Genomic DNA, 19,885 nt, shown 5'->3' on the forward strand with positions numbered 1-19,885 from the left:
ATCACGTCCCCTCACCGGAGCGCCCTCGATCACAGGATTTGAGTATATTCCTCACATTTCGGCGATGAGTAAGGGAGCGAAGTGATCAGCGGGCGCGGGCGTCACAGGATCGCGACCGGATTGACGGGTGAACCCGTTCCGCCGGGGACGTTCAGCGGGGCCACGACGAGCAGGAACGCGTAACGGCCCGCTTCGGCGCACGCGGCCGAGAGCGGTTCGAGGTCGAGGTTGTCCAGCAGCGGCACGCCCATCGCCGTGACGGCGAGCGCGTGCACGGGGGAATGCAGCCCCTCGACCGGCGAAGGCCGTACATCGCTGTCGCCGTCGCCGCCCAGCAGCGCGACGGCCCGCTCGGCCAGCAGCGGCAGGGCGTGCACGTGCCAGCCCGCGCTCGCCGCGTCCGGGTTCCAGGGGCCGAGCTCCCGGCGCCGGCGCAAGGCCCCGGAGCGCAGCAGCACCGCGTCGCCGTCCCCGACGGTCACTCCGAGCGCCTCCTCCGCGGCGACGAGGTCCCGGGCGTGCACCGCACGGCCCGGTTCGAGCCATTCGACGCCGAGGACGGCGGGCAGGTCGACCAGGACGCCCCGCGCGACCAGGGGGCCGAGCGCCGACACCGCTCCGAAGCGGGCACCCGCCGCATCGACGTGGTCACGCGCCGCGCGCCCGTCGTACAGTCGCCCCCGGTAGGCGACGTGTGACAGCGCGTCGAGGTGCGTCACGGCCTTGCCGTGATAGTCCGCGGCCAGGAAGTCCTTGTGGACGGACGGCTCCGGGGCCTGTACGTCGCCGAGGTCGGACATGTAGTGGAGCGCGGGCTTCGCGTTGTCCGGGCCGGGGCGGGTGTCCCAGGGCCGTGCCATCGGGACGACCGTCCCGTCGCGGACCGTGGCGGTGGCCCTGCGCGCGTGTTCCGCCGTCACCCGGTTCCAGGCCCCGCGGTCGGCCGCCGCCCACCGGCCCCACGTACGGACCGACGCGAACAGCGCGTCGAACTCCTCGCGGGAGACGGCGGGCCCGTTCGCCGGCCCGCCGGCGGGGACGTCGCTCATGTCACCAGTGTCCGGCCGTTCGCACCGCGGCGCTGGCCGGGAGACGTTCTCCGCGGAAGGGGCCGCCGGTCGCCCGCGCTAGGGTGCGCACGTGAGCTTCCATGTCGTCATAGGTTATGGACCCGCCGGCGCCGCGACCGCCCGGCTCCTCGCCGAACAGGGCCGTACCGTAAGGGTCGTCACCAGATCGGGCCGAAGCCCGGAACCCGGGATCGAACACGTCGCGCTGGACGCGTCGGACAGCCGGCGGCTGGCCGACGCCGTGCAGGGCGCGGCGGCGATCCACAGCTGCGCCGCACCGCCCTACCACCGCTGGGCGGCCGACTGGCCGCCGCTGGCCTCGTCGCTCTGCGCCGCGGCCGAGGCGACCGGGGCCGTCCTGGTCATGCTGGGGAACCTCTACGGCTACGGCCCGGTGGACGGCCCCATGACCGAGGAACTGCCGCTCGCCGCCACCGGTACCAAGGGGCGGGTCCGCGCCGCGGTCTGGGAGCGGGCGCGGGAACTGCACGAGCAGGGCCGGATCAGGGCGGTCGAGGTACGCGCCTCGGACTTCTTCGGACCCGGCGTCACCGATGGCGGCCACCTGGCCGCCCGCGTCGTGCCGCCGCTGCTGCGCGGCAAGCCGGTCACCACGCTGGGGGACCCGGACGCCCCGCACAGCTGGACCTATCTCCCCGATGTCGCCCGGACGCTGGTCGAGGTCGCGGGCGAGGAGCGCGCCTGGGGGCGTGCCTGGCACGTCCCGACCCAGCCGGCCCGGTCCGTACGGGAGATGGTCGAGCGGCTCTGCTCCCAGGCGGGAACGGGACCGGTCGCCGTGCGCGGACTCCCGTCCGCCGTGGTCGGCGTGGCGGCGCTCTTCTCCCCGCTGATCCGCGAACTGAAGGAGATCCGCTACCAGTTCGACCGTCCGTTCGTCGTGAATTCGAGCGCCTACGAGGCGGCGTTCGCGGTACGGTCCACCCCCGTCGACGAGCAGGTCAAGGCGACCGTGGAATGGTGGCGCGAACGGCTCGCGGCCGGTGACCGACACGGGTGACAGGACAGGGATGGCCCACATGGAGGACCCCGTAAGACCGCGGCGGGACGACATCGCCGTCGTGGGGATGGCGTGCCGGTTCCCGGGAGCGCGCCATGTGAACCAGTACTGGCGGCTCCTGACGGCACCGCAGCCGCAGTTCGGGGCGGTCCCGGACTCGCGGTGGCGCACCGCGGCCTTCCTGAGCGACAACGTCCGTGACACCTCGGCGGCGTACACGGACACCATGGCGCTGCTGCCGGACGTGGGCCACTTCGACGCGGCCCACTACGGCATCCCGCCGCGCCGGGCCCGGGCGATGGACCCCCAGGCCCGGCTGCTGATCGACCTCGCCCGCGAGGCCATCCAGGACGCGGGGTGGGAGGCCGACGGCTTCGACCGCGAGGAGACCTCGGTGATCACGGCGCTCACCGAGGGCGGCTACCGCGAACTCAGCACCATGCGGATCCGGATGCGCCAGCTGGCCGGTGGCGAGTTCGGGGCGCGGCTCGCCCACCCCCGCCTGCCGGAGACGGTCCGCGCCGTCGACGGACTCAACGGCACCTCGGTGGCCGGGCTCCTGCTCAACATGGGCCCCAACACCATCAGCTCCGTCTTCGACCTGCACGGCGAGAGCTACGCCCTGGACTCGGCCTGCTCGGGCGGACTCATGGCCGTGGCCAACGCCGTGCACGCACTGCGCGCGGGCCGCTCCCGCATCGCCCTGGCGGGCGGCGCCCAACTGATCCTCACCCCCGACCTGCTGGTCGGTCTGTGCCGGATCGGCGCCATCTCGCGCAGCGGCCGCTGCCTGCCCTTCGGCGCCCGGGCCGACGGCTTCGTCCTGGGCGAGGGCGCCGGAGTCCTGGTCCTGCGGCCCCTGAGCGACGCCCTGGCGGCGGGCGACCGGGTCTACGCCGTGATCCGCGGTGTGGGAACGGCCAACGACGGGACCGTGCAGGGCGGTATGCACCCCCAGGCGGCCGGCCAGCTCCGCACACTGCGCCGGGCCTACCGGGACGCGGGACTGGCCCCGGACGCGGTGGGCTACCTGGAGGCGCACGGCACCGGAACCACGGTCGGCGACCCCGTCGAGCTCGCCGTCCTGCGCGAACTGCGCGGTGAACACACCGAACCCGCCCACCTCGGCGCCGTGAAGGCGGTGGTCGGCCACTCGCTGAACTCCGCGGGGATCGCCGGGCTCATCAAGTCGGTCCTGGCCGTACAGCGGGGCGTGATACCCCCGCAGCCCGAGTGCGACCTGGCCGATCGCGCCGGGCTCGACGCCGCTCGGCTGACCGTGGCGTCGACCCCGACCCCGTGGCCGGACCGCGCCGGTCCGCGCCGGGCGGGGGTGAGCGCCTTCGGCTTCGGCGGCACCGGTGTCCACCTGGTGGTGGAGGAGTGCACCACGGCGCCGGCCGGCCCGGCGGCGCCCGCAGCGCGCGGCGACGGACCGTACGTACTGGCCCTCAGCGCGCGCGACCGGGACGGACTGGCCCGCTACGCCCGGGAGCTCGCCGAAACCCTCGCCGAGGACCGGCTCCCGCTGGCCGCGGTGGCGGACACCCTCGCCCGCCGCACACCCCTCACGCAGCACCTCTCCCTGGCGGCCCAGGACACCGCCGACGCCTGCGCCAGGCTGACGGCGGCGGCCGCCGCCGTCGAGGCGGGCCGTACGGAGGAGCTCGGCGACCCCGCGGCCGCCACCGGCGCCGTGTCCCCGCCGCCCGCGACGGTTCGGACACCTCCGTGCACCCTGCCACCGAGCCCGCTGGCTCCGCGCCGCCACTGGGTCGTGGACGATGCGGCGCGCGAGCTGCCGGATCCCGGCGAGGCGATACCCGAGGCACCCGCGGCATCCGCCGTGCCGCTCCCCGGCGGCGCGCCGGCCGCGTCCGCCGCGTCCGCCGCCTCCCTCGTGCTCGAAGAGGTCTCGCGGACCGGTGTCTTCCCGCTCTCCGAGCTGAGCGGGCACCTGATCCTGGTGGCCGATCTCGGATTCGACTCCCTGATGCTGCAGGAGCTCGGGGTCAACATCGCCAAGCGGATACCGGGCTTCCGGTCCGAGGAGCTGTTCTCGCCCGAACTCACCGTCGACCGGCTGATCGCACTCGTGGACCCGGGCCCGGACCCGCACACCGGCCGGGACCGCACGGCGTGGGACGCCGGGACGGCCGTCATCGACGCGTTCCCCGAAGTCGGCGAGTTCGAGGAGCGCCTCGGCGAGATCACCGACGGTGGCGCGGCCAACCCGTACTTCCGGGTCCATGAGGGCAACATCCGCGACACGACCGTCATCGGCGGCCGCACCCTGCTGTCCTTCGGCAGTTACAACTACCTCGGGCTCTCCGGCCATCCCGCGGTCGACGAAGCCGTGCACCGGGCGGTGGACCGGTACGGCACCTCGGTCTCCGCGAGCCGCGTGCTCTCCGGCGAACGGGACCTGACCGTACGGCTGGAGCGGGCGCTGGCGGACTTCCTCGGCGTCGGCGACTGCCTGGCCCTGGTGAGCGGCCACGCCACCAACGTCACCGCGATAGGGCACCTCGTCGGCCCCGAGGACCTCGTGGTGCACGACGCGCTCGCCCACGACAGCATCCTCCAGGGCTGCGCCCTGTCCGGGGCGGCGCGACGGCCCTTCGCCCACAACGACATGGGGCAGCTGGAGCACATGCTGCGGCTCAACCGGCCCCGGTTCCGACGGGTGCTGATCGCCGTCGAGGGCGCCTACAGCATGGACGGCGACCTCGTCGACCTGCCCGCCGTGGTCGAGCTGAAGAAGCGCTACGGCGCCCTGCTCATGGTCGACGAGGCCCACAGCATCGGCACCGTCGGCGAACGCGGCCGGGGAGTCGGCGAGTTCTTCGGGGTGGACCGGTCCGACGTGGACCTGTGGATGGGGACCCTCTCCAAGGCCTTCGCCAGCTGCGGCGGTTACCTCGGCGGTTCGGCCCGGACGGTGCGCTGGCTGCGGCACACCCTCCCCGGATTCGTCTACAGCGTCGGCCTGACTCCGGCCAACGCGGCCGCGGCGCTGGCCGCCACCGAGCTGCTCACCGCGCAGCCGCAGCGGGTGCGTGCGCTCAGGAGGAACTCCGAGCTCTTCCTCCGGCTCGCCGCGGGGGCCGGTCTGGCGACGGGCACCAGCGCGGGCACGCCCATCGTGCCGTGCATCCTCGGTGACTCCGTGAGGACCCTGCGCGTCGCGGACGGACTGTTCACGCGGGGCGTCGTCGCGGACCCGATCTTCCACCCCGCCGTGGAGGAGGGGCTGTCGAGACTGCGGTTCTTCATCACCAGCGAACACCGCGAGGAGGACATCGGGCGGGCCGTGTCGATCCTGGCCGAAGAGGTGGCGGCCGCCGGGGGCCGGCGAGACGTCCCCTAAGTGGTCCATGTCAGATCAGGGTGCGTTCGATGCGGCTGAGCGTGGCGCTGCTGGCGGGATCGCCGTCCTCGCCCCCTGCCGCGGCCGCGCCGTGGGGCTGCCCGGCGTCGCCGATCCGCTGGGACAGGAGGTAGGCGATGATCTCCGCCTCCTGTTCCTGGACGTCGTCGTAGGTCGCGCGCAGGAGCATGTCGCGTACGAGCTGGGGGTCGAGGTTGGGGAAGAGGAGGCGCGCGGCCGCCTCGTCCAGCCCGCCCGCCCCGCGATGGCAGCAGATGATGTGGCCCAGCTCGTGCAAGATGATGTGCTCCTGATGCGCGCCGGTGGTGTTGGCGTCGTAGAAGATGAGGTCCTCGTCGCGAGCGGCCACCCACATGCCGCACGGATGCGACGAGGGCATCTGCATCGGGACCAGCGTGATCGGCCGGTCGCGCACCTCGCCGAGGTGGCGGCACAGTTCGGCCACGTCGGCCGCCGCCGGCAGATCGAGTTCGGCGATCCGCTGCGCGCCCGCCTTCCGGAGCTTCTTGAGCCGGCTGCGGCGTTCCTGGTCGGCCGCCCGCTCCTTGCGGGCGCCCCTCATCCCGACTCGGAGGGGTCGGCGACCGGCGGCAGGCCCTGCATCTGCCGGTACTGGTCCATGATGGCCGTGATGGCCTGGAGGTTCTCCTTCTTCATCCCGGCCGCCCGCATCGCCACGGCGCGCACCCCGGACTGGCGCAGCGCCTCGATGGCGGCGAGTTCGCCGAGCACGGACTCGGCGACCTTGTCGTCGAAGAAGTAGGCGACCGAGACCCCGAAGAAGCGGGCCAGGGCGGACAGCAGGTCGGGTGACGGGTTGGAGCGCTTCCCCGTGCGCAGCTGCGACAGGTACACACCTCCGACCTTGAGTTCGGGGTTGACCCGCTTCAGCTCGTCCGCGACCTCGGCGTTGGTCCAGTGCTTGCCCTTGGGGCGGACCGTTCGGAACAGGTCGTCGAGGCGCGTCGCGAGCAGGGGGCGTTCCTCACTCCCGTTCCCGGTGTCGTTCTCGGTCCCGGTCATGGTGAACCATCCTCCCGTCGCCTGTCGGTATAGCCCTCAGCTATACGTCAGTTTCACAGATTAGCTGTCAGTTGACAATTGACCAGGACTCGGCGAACGTGGGGTCCAGCCGATAGCTGGCAGCTAACTTGCGCTCACGGGGGACGCACGTTGGTCGCCGGTGACATCGGACTGGCCCGGCCCTCGGGGGATGGGCCGGGCCAGTACGGGCGGGAGCAACCCGTCCGGCCGCCGCGAAAGCGGCGGGAAACGGGATACCCGCCCGGTTTGACGGGGGATGCAAACCGGGCGGGAGTTCTCAACTCGCCTTGTCGAGCTTACTGTAGGCGGCTGCCACTTGGGTGAGCCATGCGAGCTCTGCCGCGAAGTTGCTCGTATCACGGTCGTCGAAGTCGCCCGCGTCCTTGTTGTTCCGGGGCACCGTGTGGGTCAGTTTTGCCTGCAAGGCGCGCTTGATCTGTGCAGCTTCGGTGAAGGCCTGCCGCGATTCCGCGCTCGCCTCCTTGGCCGGATCGCGACCCTCGTCGGCGGTGCGGTCGATGTACGGACGCAAGTCCCGCCACCCGTCCCGTATTTCGACGACCCGGCGGTGAAGGCGGTAGTCGAGGTCGGACACCGAGGCGCCGGGCGGCTCCAGGGCGATGTCCGGGGAGGACTCGTACAGGTCCCGCCAGAGCGGGTAGAGCGCCCGGTACGACCGGTACGTGCGGGCCCATTCCAGGAGCCGGGTCGCCGCCGGGCCCCAGGAGGAGTTGGTCAGGCTGAGCGAGAGCATGACGATGCCCGCCGCGCTGAAGACCGACGCGGCCACCTTCCAGGCGCCGATGTCGACCCCGGCCGCCGCCGTGAGGATGTTGACCGTCCTGGCCAGGCAGTAGAGGAACAGCACCACCGCGGTGACCGAGAGCAGCCGCAGCGCCTGGCGCAGCGAGGCGTTGCCGGTCATCCGGGCGTACGGCCCGCACTGGAGGTGGATCGTGACGCACGGGATCGCCTGGGAGACGATGAACGCCAGGAGATAGGTGAGCAGCAGCGGCTCGCTGGTGCCGTCGAAGTCCGAGGCGGGTCGGCCGGTGCCGTCGGCGAGGAAGAAGAGGGCCGTCAGCAGCACGTCGAGGGCGATGCCGGTGATCACCCAGTAGCGGGCCTTGCGCACGGACTCCTCGTCCGCGGCGGCCCAGCGCAGCAGGATGATCTGCGCGCTGACGCAGAAGGCCACCGCCGACAGGTGCATGAGGAGGACGGCGAGGTTGCCGACCCCCAGGAGGGGCGCGCCCCCCATGGCCAGGGCCCCCATGGTGAAGGTGAGGCACTGGAGCAGCAGAGTGGCGATCAGCGCACGGTACGCGCCGTCCTTCCAGCTGCGCCGCGCCTGGCAGAGCCGGTAGACGAGCGCCGCGTACGACGAGAGCGCCGCGATGACGAAGCAGAGGGTTCTGGTGGTGTTCACGTCCTGGTTTTCTCCCGGTGCCGCGCGGGCGGCGGACGGGTCAGTCGGTGTTGTAGGCCGTGTCCGCAAAGTAGCGCCGGCCGCCCGGAGGGCGGGCCCCGCGGCGTCTGGTGCCGTGTATCGCAAGGCGGAGGGTCGCCCGTGTACTGGACGTACTTGGGCGTGCCCGACAACGCGGCGAGGTGCGGTGCCAGGCGTCGCGGGGCAGGCGGGACTTTGCGGACACGGCCTAGGCCGGGGGGACCACGAGGCCGATGCTCTCGGCGGCCACGGCGATGGCGTAGTCGAAGAACGCGGCCTCGTCCCGGACGCTGTCGTGGGTACGGCTGAAGACCTGGAACACCAGGAGGCCGATCAGACCGCTCCACAGGACGATGCCGCGCTCGACGATGTCCGAGAACGGGGCCTCGGGCGTGCCGCCGAAGAGCTGCACGGCCTCCGGCAGGAGCAGCGGCGGGCCGGGCACCGGCCGCCGGGGCGGGGTGAGTTCACCGGCCTCCAGCGCGGAGCGCACGATGCCGGCGAGGACCGCGGGGGTGCGCGAGGCGGACGGGACCGTGTCCTGCGGCGCGTGGTAGCCGGGTACCGGCGAGCCGTAGATCAGGGTGAACTCGGCCGGGTTGTCGAAGGACCACCGCCGCAGCGCGCGGGTGACCGCCAGGAGCCGTGCGCCCCCGGATCCGCCGGCCGCCGTGGCAGCGCCGTCGGCCTGCTCCATCGCCTCGCCGGACGCGTCGTAGGCGTCGACGATCAGGGCGGTCAGCAGATCGTCACGGTGCTGGAAGGCGGCTTCGACATCGGCGACGGGAAGGCCGCTGTCGCGCGCCACGGCGTCCAGGGACAGGCCGGCGGCGCCCACCTTCACCAGCTGCTGACGCGCGATGTCCTTGATCACCACCGCCGGAGTGATGTCGTCGTCCTCGGCCGGACTGATTGCGGAAACATCCATGCCGGAACCGTACCCGCCGCCAACTGCCGCCGTGTGTACGGTCTTTCGAACGCCTTGGTCATGCGCTGTGATCCGGCCACCGGGCGGGTACGGAACGTTCCGGGCGAATGGGGTCGAGCGGTGGCCGTCAGGTGTCGGACAGGGTGCTGGGGCCGCCCGTCAGCGCGACGTGCAGGCCGTCCAGCCGGACCTCGGCGGAGGTGGCGGCGAGCCCGAGCGGGTACTCCTTCGTCGCGCCCGCCTGCGGGCCGAGGCCGCCGGAGGCGATCCCGAGCCGCTCGGTGGGGACGGAGCGGCCGAACAGGGTGAGCCCGTCGACGGCGAGCGTGACCTTGCCGTCCGCGAGCACCGGACGCAGCGTCAGCCGCCCGAGGCCGCCCGGGCCGACGTCCGCGTGCACCGTCCCCTGCCCCGGGTCGGCCGTGACCGCGGCCACCGCCACGGACGGGACGGCCCCGCGGATCGCGGCGGCGAGGGACTGCGTGGAGACCGTCACGTCCGCGTGGGTGGCGCCGACCGTGGTCGTCCCGCCGAGGCGGACGTCGTCCAGCCGGGCCCGGACGCGGACCTGGGAGAGCCGCCCGACCCGGGCGTCGTCGCTGCTGATGTCGAGCCGGGGGATGCTCTCGTGCGCCAGGTCCCACAGGGCCGAGCCGCCCGCGACACCGACCGTCAGGTCGTCACCGAGGCCCGGAGCCGCTCGCGCGACACGGTTGTGGATGTGGTGGCGGACCGCGTACTCGGCCGCGCCGGTGGCGGCGACGGCCGGCAGGAGCACGGCGACCGTGACCGTGAGGACGGGACGGCGGCGCAGGGCGGCCCGGGTCCTCGCCAGGGGGCGCTTCATCGCCGTTCTCCTCGGGCGGGTGCGAGATCGGGTGCGGTGTCGGACGCGGTACCGGGGTCGGCTGCGGGATCCGCTGCCGGATCCGGTCCGGCCAGGGGCTCCGGCGGCACGGCGGGCCCTTCCGGGTCGAGGTGCGGAAGCAGCCGGTCGAGCCAGCCCGGGAGCCACCAGTTGGCGCGTCCGAAGAGGTACATGGACGCGGGAACCAGGAGCAGGCGGACCACGGTGGCGTCGATGATGACGCTGACGCCGAGGCCCAGAGCGAGCATCTTGACGGCGACGTTCGTGGAGAGGAGGAAGGCCAGGAACACGCTGGTCATGATCAGTGCCGCGCAGGTGATGACGCGGGCGGTGGCGGCGAGGCCGGTGGCGACGGCCAGGTGGTTGTCCTCGTGCTGCAGCCAGGTCTCGCGGATCCGGGAGAGCAGGAAGACCTCGTAGTCCATGGAGAGCCCGAAGACGATCGCGAACATCATCATCGGTACGTAGGACTCGACGGGCACCTTCTCGGTGACGCCGAACCACGCGCCGCCCCAGCCCCATTGGAAGACCGCGACGACCACGCCGTAGGCGGCGGCGATGGAGAAGAGGTTGAGCACGGCCGCCTTCAGCGCCACCAGCAGGCTGCGGAAGACCGTGAGCAGCAGCAGGAACGCGGCGCTGACCACCACGGTGATGATCAGGGGCAGTTTGGCGGTGAGGGTGTCGGTGAAGGTCTGGGCGGCGGCGGTCGTGCCCGTGAGGTAGCCGGTGGCTCCGGTGTCCGACAGCGTCCGCGGCACCGTCTCGTCCTGCAAGGTGTGGATCAGGTCGGCGGTGGCCGCGTCCTGCGGGCCGGTGGTGGGCACGACCGTGGTGATGAGCAGGGCGCGGTCGGGGCTGGGCACCGGGGGAGTGACGGAGGCGACGCCCGGTACGGCGGCCAGCTCGCGCCGGAGCGAGGCCGCGAGGTCCTGGCGCAGGCCCTCGCTCTCGGCGTGGCGGCTGTCGAGGTGGGTGACGACGGTGAGCGGACCGTTGGCACCGGGGCCGAAGCCCTCGGTGATCAGATCGTAGGCGCGGCGGTCGGTCCTGCTCGTGGACTGGGCGCCGGCGTCGACATGGCCGAGCTGTATGGACGCGAGGGGGACCGCGAGTACGCCGAGCACGAGCAGGCCGCCGACCAGGAAGAGCCATGGGCGGCGGCTCACCCTGACGGCCCAGCGGTGCCAGACGTCCGCCTCGCCGGTGGGTTCCGCGACCGGCCGCCGGACGTGGAAGCGGTCGATGCGGCGGCCGAGCAGACCGAGGAGGGCGGGAGTCAGGGTCACGGACGCGGCGGCGGCCACGAGGACGCTGAGCCCGGCCGCGACACCGAGGGTGCCGATGAAGCCCACGCCGGAGGCGCACAGCCCGCCCAGCGCCATGGCCACCGTGGCGGCGGCGACCAGCACGGCCCGGCCGCTGGTGGCGACCGTACGGCCGACCGCTTCGGCCGGTTCGGCCCCGGCGTGCAGCAGGGCCCGGTAGCGGGTGGCAAGGAAGAGCGCGTAGTCGATGCCGACGCCGAGGCCCATCATCGCGGCCAGGGTCGGGGCGGCCTGGGCGAAGCCGAACCGCCCGGCGAGCAGTCCGAGCCCGGCCAGGCTCACGGACAGCCCGATCACGGCCGTCGCCAGGGGCAGGCCGGTGGCGGCGACGCTGCCGAAGCCGATCAGCAGCACGAGCACGGCGACGGCCAGACCGATCGCCTCCGAGGCGCGGTCGGCGGACTTGGGCGTGGCCAGCTGGCCGAGCGGAGCCCCGTACTCGACGGTGACGCCGTCGGCGCGCAGCGGCTCGACCGCGGTGTCCACCTCGGCGAGGTAGGCGGGGTCGAAGCTCGCCGGGTTGCCGTCGAAGCGGACGGTCACCTGGGCGGTCCCGCCGTCCGCGGAGACCGCACCGGGGGTGGTGAGCGGGTCGGCCACCGACAGGACGTCCGGGAGCCGGCCCAGGCCGGCGACGGCCGCCTCGATCGCCGCCCGGTGATCGGTGACCGCGCCCCCGTCGGAGGTGAGCACGAGGGCGGAGGCCGTGCCGCCGGACCCGGTGGTGTGGGCCGTCAGCAGGTCGGCACCGGTCTGGGTGCTGGTGCCGGGGAGGGAGAAGCTGTCCGCGTAGGTGCCGCCCCAGGTGTGGTTGGCGAGCCCGAGGCCGACCAGTGCCAGTACCCACAGGGCGACGACCCGCCAGGCGTGCCGGGCGCACCAGCGCCCGCTCCGGTGGAGGAGCCCCGGCCCCTCGGCCGATTCAGTGTTCATAGGGGCCACTGTGCGCGGTGTGTGTAAGGGGGGCGTGGGCGCATTGTTCGGGGAAGGTAAGGGAGGGGAGAGCAAGGGAGCCGCCGCACCTGGGCGCTCAGGCGGCGGGCGCGGACGGGAGGGTGACGGTGAAGCAGGCGCCGCCTTCCGGACCGTGCCCCTCGACGCGGATGCCGGCGCCGAGCCGGCCGGTCAGGCGGTGGGCGATCGCCAGCCCCAGGCCGCTGCCGACCGGGCGGGTGTCCCGGTAGCGCTCGTGGAGGGCGCCGTGGTCGAAGGCGACGCGTACGTCGTCGTCGGTGAGGCCGGGCCCGCCGTCGCGGACCTGCAGCTCCGCCCCGCCGCCCGCGGCGGCCGGGCGGACGGCGAGGACCAGGGGCGTGCCCTCGGGCGTCACGCGCAGCGCGTTCTGCACCAGGCCGTCGATCAGCTGCCGGACCCGGAAGGCGTCCGTCGCGACGACGACGGGCCCCTCAGGCCGTTCGAGCCGGAGATCGACGCCGTGGCGGGCGCACAGGCCGGTCCAGAACGCGGCGGCCTCGGAGACGAGTGCGCGGAGGTCGGCCGGGGCCACGTCCAGGCGGAAGTCGTCGGCCTCCAGCCGGGCCAGGTCCAGCAGGTCCCCGAGGAACCGGTCCAGGCGCCGGGTCTCGTCGGCCAGGATGGAGCCGACCTCGGGCACCCGCTCCGGCTCGATCAGGCCGTCGGCGAGGGCCTCGGCGTAGCCCTGCAGCGCGGTCAGCGGGGTGCGCAGGTCATGGGAGACGGACAGCAGGAACTCCCGCTGCCGGTTCTCGCTGTGGGCCAGCGCCTCGTCCAGGACGTTGAGGGCGCGCCCGATGTCCGCGGTTTCCCGGGGGCCGTCGACCGGGGCCGGTACGCCGCGTTCGCCGTCGGCGAGCCGGTGCGCGATCTGCGCGGCCGTCACGAGCGGACGGGCGATCCGGCGGGCGAGGAGCGCTCCGGCCAGGGCCGCGCCGAGCATGCCGAAGACCAGCGGGGCGATCACGTTGCGGCGGATCTGGTTCGTGTTCTCGGTGACCACCGCGTACGGCTCGGTCAGCACGACGGCGCCGCCGCGTACGCCGGGCTGCCCCACCAGCAGTACCTCCTGGCCGCCGAGGATGCCGGTGGTGGAGACCGGATCCCCGGCCAGCAGGGCCGCTCTGGACCTCCGGTCGACGGCCGGGCCGGCGGTTCCGGTCACGGTGCCGTCCGCGGCGACGACCGCGAGCTGCACTTCGTTCGGCCCCGCCAGGACCTGGGCGCCGGTGAACAGCGCCTCGGACACGGCCGGCAGCCGGCTGAGCACCGTCGCCTGACGGGTCAGCTGGTCGCGTTCCCGCTGTTCGGCGCCGTGCGCGGCGGTCTGCCAGGCGATCAGTCCGGTCAGGGCCACCGCGAGCGCCGCCACCGCGGTGGTCAGCACCACGATCTTGCGGGCGAGGGAGCTACGGTGCGGACCGGTACGGGGGCGGCCGGTCACGGGCCGGGAGCCGTCGCGCTGTACCCGACGCCGCGGACCGTACGGATCGGGCTCGCGTCGCCGAGCTTGGCGCGGACCTGTGAGACGAAGACGTCGACCATGCGGGTGTCGCGGTAGCCGGGGTACCCCCACACCTGGGCGAGCAGTTGCTCGCGGGTGAAGACCTGGCCCGTGTGCCGGAGCAGGTGGGAGAGCAGGTTGAACTCGGTGGCGGTGAGCTCGACCGGCTCGCCGTCGCGGCGCACGGTCCGGCTGACCGGATCCACGCTGAGCCGGCCGGTGCTCCCGGGCGGCGCTCCAGGAGGGCCCGCCGCCCGGCGCAGTACGGTCTTGACGCGGGCGACCAGCTCGCGCGGCGAGAACGGCTTGGTCAGGTAGTCGTCCGCGCCGAGTTCGAGGCCGAGGATCCGGTCGGCCTCCTCACCGCGGGCGGTGACCAGCAGGACCGGCGTCCAGTCGCCGGCGTCCCGCAGGGCGCGGCAGAAGGCGATGCCGTCCATGCCGGGCAGGCCGATGTCCAGGACGATCGCCACCGGGTGCATGCGTCGCGCGGCCGCGAGACCGGCGGCGCCGTCGGCCTCGACGTGCACCCCGAAGCCTTCTCGGGTCAGGTAGAGGCGTTGCACGTCGGAGATGTGGCGCTCGTCCTCGACGATCAGTACGAGGCCCCTGGACTCCGTCATCACTGCCTTTCAACCGCGGTTGGCAGCATCGATGCTAACCGCGCCGCCGCGCCCTTCCGGCGGGCGCGCCGCCATCCGTACATTCCCCGAACAATGCGCCGGCCGCGGGCCGGGTACGGCGCGGTCGCGCGCCGTACCCGGTTCGGGCCCTGCCTCAGCCGTGGCTGAAGCGGGGCGGGCGCTTGTCCACGAAGGCGGACATGCCCTCCTTCTGGTCGGCCGTGGCGAAGACCGCGTGGAACAGCCGGCGCTCGAAGCGGACGCCCTCGGCGAGGGTGGTCTCGAAGGCCCGGTTCACGGCCTCCTTGGCCATCATCGCGACCGGCTTCGACATCCCGGCGACGGTCCCGGCGACCGCGAGGGCTTCGGACAGCAGTTCGCCGGCCGGGACGATCCGGGAGACCAGTCCGGCCCGTTCGGCCTCGACCGCGTCCATGGTGCGGCCCGTCAGGCACAGTTCCATCGCCTTGGCCTTGCCGACGGCCCGGGTGAGCCGCTGGGATCCGCCGATCCCCGGGATCACCCCGAGCTTGATCTCCGGCTGCCCGAACTTCGCGGTGTCCGCGGCGAGCAGGATGTCGCACATCATGGCGAGCTCGCAGCCGCCGCCCAGGGCGTAGCCGGAGACCGCCGCGAGGGTGGGCGTGCGGACCTGGCCGAGCCGGTCCCACGCCGTGAACCAGTCCGAGAGGTACATGTCCGTGTAGCCGCGCGGCCGCATCTCCTTGATGTCGGCGCCCGCCGCGAAGGCCTTCGCGGAGCCGGTCAGGACGATGCAGCCGACCTCCGGATCCCGGTCCAGCTCCTCCGCGGCGGCCACCACCTCGGTCATGACCTGGAGGTTGAGGGCGTTGAGGGCCTGCGGCCGGTCGAGGGTGAGGACGGCCACCCGCCCCTTGCGCTCCAGCAGGATGGTTTCGTAGGTCATGCGGGTGTTCCGTTCCGGGGTCGCAGGGTGTGGACGATCGCCGAGAAGTCGAGCCCCGCGCCCTCGCCGGCGGCGAAGTCGGCGTACAGCTCGGCGGCTTTCAGGCCCAGCGGCGCCGCCACCCCGCCGGCCCGCAGGGCGTTCGCCGCCAGGGCGAGGTCCTTGGCCATGAGGGGCGCGGCGAAGCCGGGAAGGTAGTCACGGTTGGCCGGGCTGTCCGGGACCGGTCCGGGCACCGGGCAGTTGACGGTGAGGGCCCAGCACTGGCCGGAAGCGGTGGAGGCCACGTCGTACAGGGCCTGATGGTCCAGGCCCAGGCTCTCGGCGAGGACGAAGGCCTCGCTCACCCCGATCATCGAGACGGCGAGGATCATGTTGTTGCAGATCTTCGCCGCCTGCCCGGCGCCCGCCGTCCCGCAGTGCACGGCCTTCCTGCCCATCGCGCCGAGCAGCGGCCCGGCCGCCGCGAACTCCTCGGCGCCGCCGCCCGCCATGAAGGTGAGGCTCGCCGCCCGCGCGCCGACCACCCCGCCCGAGACGGGCGCGTCGAGGGAGTGGTGACCCGCCGCCCCGGCGGCCTCGTGGGCCGCCCGCGCGTCGGCCACGTCGATGGTGGAGCAGTCGACGAACAGCGTGCCGGGCCGCGCCGCGGCCAGCAGCCCGCCCTCCCCGTACAGGGCGAGGACGTGCGCGCCCGCCGGCAGCATGGTGATCACCACATCGGCCTCGGCGGCCGCTGCGGCGGCCGACACCGCCGGCTCCACCCCCGTCGCGGCGGCGGTGGCCAGCAGCTCCGGCACCAGGTCGAAGCCGAGGACGCGATGTCCGGCCCGCACCAGGTTGGCCGCCATCGGGCCGCCCATGCGGCCCAGTCCGACGAACGCCACGGTCCTGCTCACCAGGGCACCTCCTGAGTCGAATCCGCACGGGCCAGCCGCAGTTCGCGCGCGCCGAGCGGGGCGAAGAACCGTGCCACGTCCGCCGGCCCCACCTCCGCCAGGGAGGGCGGCGACCACCGCGGGCTGCGGTCCTTGTCGATGACCTGCGCGCGGATCCCCTCCACCAGGTCGGGTGAGGACAGCGCCGCGCAGGAGATCCGGTACTCCTGCTCCAGAGCCCGTTCCAGCGGGCCGAGTCCGCGCACCCGGCGCAGGGCGGCCAGGGTCACCTTCAGCGCCGTGGGCGACCTGGCCGCAAGGGTGGCCGCGGCCTCCTTCGCCGCCGGGACACCGCTGCCGAGCAGGCGCTCCACGATGTCCTCCACGGTGTCCGCCGCGTAGCAGTGGTCGATCCACTCGCGGTCACCGTCGAGCGCGCCGGCGGGCGCCGGACCGACGTACCGTTCCAGCACCTCGTGTACGGAGGACCCCGCCAGGTCGGCGGCCAGCCGCGGCAGCAGCTCGGAGGGCACGAAATGATCGGCGAGCCCGCAGAGCAGCGCGTCCGCCGCCCCGGCCGGCGCCCCCGTCAGAGCCAGGTGCGTGCCCAGCTCTCCCGGTGCCAGCGCCAGCAGGTACGTGCCGCCGACATCGGGGACGAAGCCGATGCCCGTCTCGGGCATGGCCACGCGGGAGCGTTCGGTGACGATCCGTACGGTGCCGTGGGCCGAGATCCCGACGCCGCCGCCCATGACGATGCCGTCCATGAGGGCGACGTACGGCTTGGGATAGCGGGCGATGCGGGCGTTGAGCCGGTACTCGTCGCGCCAGAAGCCGGCCGAGGCCGTGCCGCCCGAGCGGGCGTCCTCGTGGATCGCGCGGATGTCACCGCCCGCGCACAGGCCGCGCTCACCGGAGCCCTCGATGACGACGGTCGCGATGTCCGGGGCGTGCTGCCAGTCGGCGAGGGCCTCGTCGATGCGCAGCACCATGGCGTGGGTGAGGGCGTTGAGTGCCTCGGGGCGGTTGAGGGTGATGTAGCCGGTATGGCCCTCGGTCCGCAGGAGCACGTGGTCCTGGCCGTGGCCCCCGGGGGATCCGTGGTTCATCGCAGGGCCTCCGTGAGCCCGCGGGCGACGATGATGCGCATGACCTCGTTGGTGCCTTCCAGGATCTGGTGGACCCGAAGGTCGCGGACGATCTTCTCGATGCCGTACTCGCTCAGATAGCCGTATCCCCCGTGGAGCTGGAGGGCCCGGTCGGCTACGGCGTAGCCGGTGTCCGTGGCGAACCGCTTGGCCATCGCGCACAGCTGCGGGGCCAGTGGGTCGCCCCGGTCCAGCGCGTCGGCGGCCTGCCGGACCAGGGCGCGGGCCGCGGCCAGCTCGGTGGCCATGTCCGCGAGCCGGAACTGCAGGGCCTGGGCGTCCAGCAGCCGGGCCCCGAAGGCCTCCCGGTCGGCCAGGTACGCGAGGCTGCGGTCCAGCGCGCTCTGCGCACCGCCCAGCGAGCAGGCGGCGATGCCGAGGCGGCCGCCGTTGAGGCCGTTCATGGCGATGCGGAAGCCGTCGCCCTCGGCACCGAGCCGCCGGTCGGCGGGGACGCGGACCCCGTCCAGGATCACCTGGCGGGTGGGCTGGGCGTTCCAGCCCATCTTGCGCTCGTCCGGGCCGAAGGAGACCCCGGCATCTCCCCGCTCGACGACGAACGCGGAGATGCCGCCCGGGCCCTCCCCGCCGGTGCGCGCCATGACGATGTAGACCTCGGAGGCGCCGGCGCCGGAGATGAACTGCTTGACCCCGGTCAGCACATAGCCGTCGTCCGTGCGCTCGGCCCGGGTGCGCAGCCGGGCCGCGTCGGATCCGGCGCCGGGTTCGGTCAGGCAGTAGCTGCCCAGCGACCGGGCGGAGCACAGGTCGGGCAGCCAGCGGGCCCGCTGGTCCGCGTCCCCGTACCGGTCGATCATCCAGGCGACCATGTTGTGGATGGAGAGGTATCCGGCGATGGAGGGGCAGCCGGTGGCGAGGGCCTCGAAGACGAGGACGCCGTCACCGCGGGTGAGGCCGGAACCGCCGTGCTCCTCGCGGACGTAGACGCCGCCGAGCCCGAGGTCCGCCGCCTTGCGGAGCACGTCCAGCGGGAAGTGCTTGTCCTGGTCCCAGGTGACGGCGTACGGGCCGAGCTGCTCCTGGGCGAAGTCCAGCGTGACCTCGGCGAGGGCGAGCTGATCGGGGCTGAGGGTGAGGGTCACCGGGCTCATCCCATCGTCGGGATGGTGAAGCTCGCGCCCTCCTTGGCCCCGGAGGGCCAGCGCGAGGTGACGGTCTTGGTACGGGTGTAGAAGCGGATCGAGTCGGGGCCGTGCTGGTTCAGGTCGCCGAAGCCGGACCGCTTCCAGCCGCCGAAGGTGTGGTACGCCACCGGGACGGGGATCGGCACGTTGACGCCGACCATGCCGGCGCCCACCCGCCGGGTGAAGTCGCGGGCCGTGTCCCCGTCACGGGTGAAGATCGCGACGCCGTTGCCGTACGGGTGCTCGGTGGGCAGGCGCAGGGCCTCCTCGTAGTCGGCGGCCCGTACGACGGACAGCACCGGGCCGAAGATCTCCTCGCGGTAGATCCGCATCTGCGGGGTCACGCGGTCGAAGAGGCTGGGGCCGGCGAAGAAGCCGTCCTCGTGTCCGGGCAGGGTGAACCCGCGCCCGTCCACGACGAGTTCGGCGCCCTCGGTGGCTCCGATGCCGACGTAGCGGTTCACCCGGTCGAGGGCGTCCTGGCTGACCAGCGGCCCGAAGTCGGCTCCGGGGTCGTCGGAGCGGCCCACGCGCAGGGTCGCGATGCGCTCCGTCAGCTTGGTCACGAGGGCGTTCGCGGTCTCCTCGCCGACGGGGACGGCGACGGCGATGGCCATGCAGCGCTCGCCCGCGGAGCCGTAGCCGGCGCCGATGAGGGCCTCCACGGCCTGGTCGAGGTCGGCGTCGGGCATCACGATCATGTGGTTCTTGGCCCCGCCGAAGCACTGGGCGCGCTTGCCGTGGGCCGCGGCGGTGGCGTAGATGTGCGCGGCGATCGGGGTGGAGCCGACGAAGCCGAGGGCCTGGACGCGCGGGTCCTCGAGGAGGGTGTCGACGGCCTCCTTGCCACCGTTGACCACATTGAGCACGCCCGGCGGCAGGCCGGCCTCCAGGAACAGCTCGGCGAGGCGCAGCGGTACGGAGGGATCGCGCTCGGAGGGCTTGAGGATGAAGGAGTTGCCGCAGGCCAGGGCGGGTGCGGCCTGCCACAGGGGGATCATCGCCGGGAAGTTGAAGGGGGTGATGCCGGCGACCACGCCGAGCGGTGAGCGCAGGGAATGCACGTCGATCCCGGTGCCCGCGTTGTCGGTGAACTCGCCCTTCAGCAGGTGCGGGGCGCCGGCGGCGAACTCGACCACCTCCAGGCCGCGTTGCAGGTCTCCGTGGGCGTCGGCGACGGTCTTGCCGTGCTCGGAGGACAACAGCCGGGCGAGGGAGTCGCGTTCGCCCTCGACCAGTTGGAGGAAGCGCAGCAGTACGCGCGAGCGGCGCTGCGGGTTCCACTGTCCCCAGTCGGCCTGCGCCTCCTCGGCGTTCGCGATGGCGGCCTCGGTGTCGGCCCGCCCCGCGAGCGGGACCCGGGCCTGCACGGAGCCCGTGTTGGGGTCGTGGACGTCGGTGAAGAGACCGGAGGATCCGGTGGTGTGCTTGCCGCCGATGAAATGGGTGAGTTCACGGACCATGGGTGCCTGCTCTCGTCAGGTTGGATCCGGGGATGGCACGGCCGGCCGGCGGACGGCACCCGATGGGGTGCTCCGCTGGGAGGGGCGTGGGACTACGAGCGTGCGAAGGGGTGCGCGCGCT

16 protein-coding genes are annotated in these 19,885 nt (G+C 73.3%); 2 read left to right on the plus strand and 14 right to left on the minus strand.

The features are described from left to right. Nucleotides 1-101 precede the first annotated feature (101 nt). Entirely contained in the window at nucleotides 102-1,049 is a 948-nt protein-coding gene (locus tag JYK04_RS37985) for a cyclase family protein (protein ID WP_189744270.1), read from the minus strand. A 91-nt stretch (nucleotides 1,050-1,140) separates the two neighbouring features. Between JYK04_RS37985 and JYK04_RS37990 the strand changes: the two genes are divergently transcribed. Beyond that, nucleotides 1,141-2,091 carry an NAD-dependent epimerase/dehydratase family protein gene (locus JYK04_RS37990; protein ID WP_189744272.1) on the plus strand — a complete coding sequence of 317 codons (951 nt, stop codon included), beginning with the start codon at nucleotides 1,141-1,143 and terminating at the stop codon, nucleotides 2,089-2,091. 19 nt (nucleotides 2,092-2,110) lie between these two features. Next, on the plus strand, nucleotides 2,111-5,461 hold the full coding sequence (locus JYK04_RS37995; protein WP_189744274.1) for an aminotransferase class I/II-fold pyridoxal phosphate-dependent enzyme: 3,351 nt from the start codon (nucleotides 2,111-2,113) through the stop codon (nucleotides 5,459-5,461). Nucleotides 5,462-5,471: 10 nt separating this feature from the next. Here JYK04_RS37995 and JYK04_RS38000 read toward each other — a convergent pair whose 3' ends face one another. From JYK04_RS38000 to JYK04_RS38060, 13 genes are all read right to left on the minus strand, one after another. After that, on the minus strand, nucleotides 5,472-6,044 hold the full coding sequence (locus JYK04_RS38000) for a toxin (RefSeq protein ID WP_189744276.1): 573 nt from the start codon (nucleotides 6,042-6,044) through the stop codon (nucleotides 5,472-5,474). Continuing rightward, the gene (locus JYK04_RS38005; RefSeq protein WP_189744278.1) at nucleotides 6,041-6,505 is read right to left on the minus strand and encodes a helix-turn-helix domain-containing protein; all 465 of its coding nucleotides are present in this window, start codon (nucleotides 6,503-6,505) and stop codon (nucleotides 6,041-6,043) included. Before JYK04_RS38005 ends, JYK04_RS38000 begins: the two co-directional genes overlap by 4 nt. Before the next feature lie 298 nt (nucleotides 6,506-6,803). Continuing rightward, nucleotides 6,804-7,955 (minus strand): MAB_1171c family putative transporter, encoded by a 1,152-nt coding sequence (locus JYK04_RS38010; RefSeq protein WP_189744280.1) that lies wholly within the window; start codon nucleotides 7,953-7,955, stop codon nucleotides 6,804-6,806. A gap of 229 nt (nucleotides 7,956-8,184) precedes the next feature. Beyond that, on the minus strand, nucleotides 8,185-8,904 hold the full coding sequence (locus JYK04_RS38015) for a TetR-like C-terminal domain-containing protein (RefSeq protein ID WP_189744282.1): 720 nt from the start codon (nucleotides 8,902-8,904) through the stop codon (nucleotides 8,185-8,187). A gap of 127 nt (nucleotides 8,905-9,031) precedes the next feature. After that, nucleotides 9,032-9,751, minus strand: a complete 720-nt coding sequence (locus tag JYK04_RS38020; RefSeq protein WP_189744284.1) for an LmeA family phospholipid-binding protein — start codon at nucleotides 9,749-9,751, stop codon at nucleotides 9,032-9,034. Beyond that, nucleotides 9,748-12,033: an MMPL family transporter gene (locus JYK04_RS38025; RefSeq protein WP_189744286.1), complete on the minus strand. Its 2,286-nt coding sequence runs from the start codon at nucleotides 12,031-12,033 to the stop codon at nucleotides 9,748-9,750. The genes JYK04_RS38020 and JYK04_RS38025 overlap by 4 nt, the downstream gene beginning before the upstream one ends. Nucleotides 12,034-12,130: 97 nt before the next feature. Beyond that, nucleotides 12,131-13,519: a HAMP domain-containing sensor histidine kinase gene (locus tag JYK04_RS38030; protein ID WP_189744288.1), complete on the minus strand. Its 1,389-nt coding sequence runs from the start codon at nucleotides 13,517-13,519 to the stop codon at nucleotides 12,131-12,133. Next, on the minus strand, nucleotides 13,516-14,202 hold the full coding sequence (locus JYK04_RS38035) for a response regulator transcription factor (RefSeq protein WP_189744290.1): 687 nt from the start codon (nucleotides 14,200-14,202) through the stop codon (nucleotides 13,516-13,518). The genes JYK04_RS38030 and JYK04_RS38035 overlap by 4 nt, the downstream gene beginning before the upstream one ends. Before the next feature lie 154 nt (nucleotides 14,203-14,356). Further along, complete coding sequence (locus tag JYK04_RS38040; RefSeq protein ID WP_189744292.1) at nucleotides 14,357-15,130, minus strand: enoyl-CoA hydratase; 774 nt, start codon at nucleotides 15,128-15,130, stop codon at nucleotides 14,357-14,359. After that, on the minus strand, nucleotides 15,127-16,029 hold the full coding sequence (mmsB, locus tag JYK04_RS38045; RefSeq protein WP_189744294.1) for a 3-hydroxyisobutyrate dehydrogenase: 903 nt from the start codon (nucleotides 16,027-16,029) through the stop codon (nucleotides 15,127-15,129). Before mmsB ends, JYK04_RS38040 begins: the two co-directional genes overlap by 4 nt. Continuing rightward, on the minus strand, nucleotides 16,026-17,117 hold the full coding sequence (locus JYK04_RS38050; protein ID WP_189744296.1) for an enoyl-CoA hydratase/isomerase family protein: 1,092 nt from the start codon (nucleotides 17,115-17,117) through the stop codon (nucleotides 16,026-16,028). Before JYK04_RS38050 ends, mmsB begins: the two co-directional genes overlap by 4 nt. Next, complete coding sequence (locus tag JYK04_RS38055) at nucleotides 17,114-18,268, minus strand: acyl-CoA dehydrogenase family protein (RefSeq protein ID WP_189744298.1); 1,155 nt, start codon at nucleotides 18,266-18,268, stop codon at nucleotides 17,114-17,116. Before JYK04_RS38055 ends, JYK04_RS38050 begins: the two co-directional genes overlap by 4 nt. Beyond that, nucleotides 18,265-19,764 (minus strand): CoA-acylating methylmalonate-semialdehyde dehydrogenase, encoded by a 1,500-nt coding sequence (locus JYK04_RS38060; protein ID WP_189744301.1) that lies wholly within the window; start codon nucleotides 19,762-19,764, stop codon nucleotides 18,265-18,267. Before JYK04_RS38060 ends, JYK04_RS38055 begins: the two co-directional genes overlap by 4 nt. Nucleotides 19,765-19,885: the final 121 nt, after the last annotated feature.

Source organism: Streptomyces nojiriensis, assembly GCF_017639205.1.
In the GTDB taxonomy this organism is placed as follows: domain Bacteria; phylum Actinomycetota; class Actinomycetes; order Streptomycetales; family Streptomycetaceae; genus Streptomyces; species Streptomyces nojiriensis.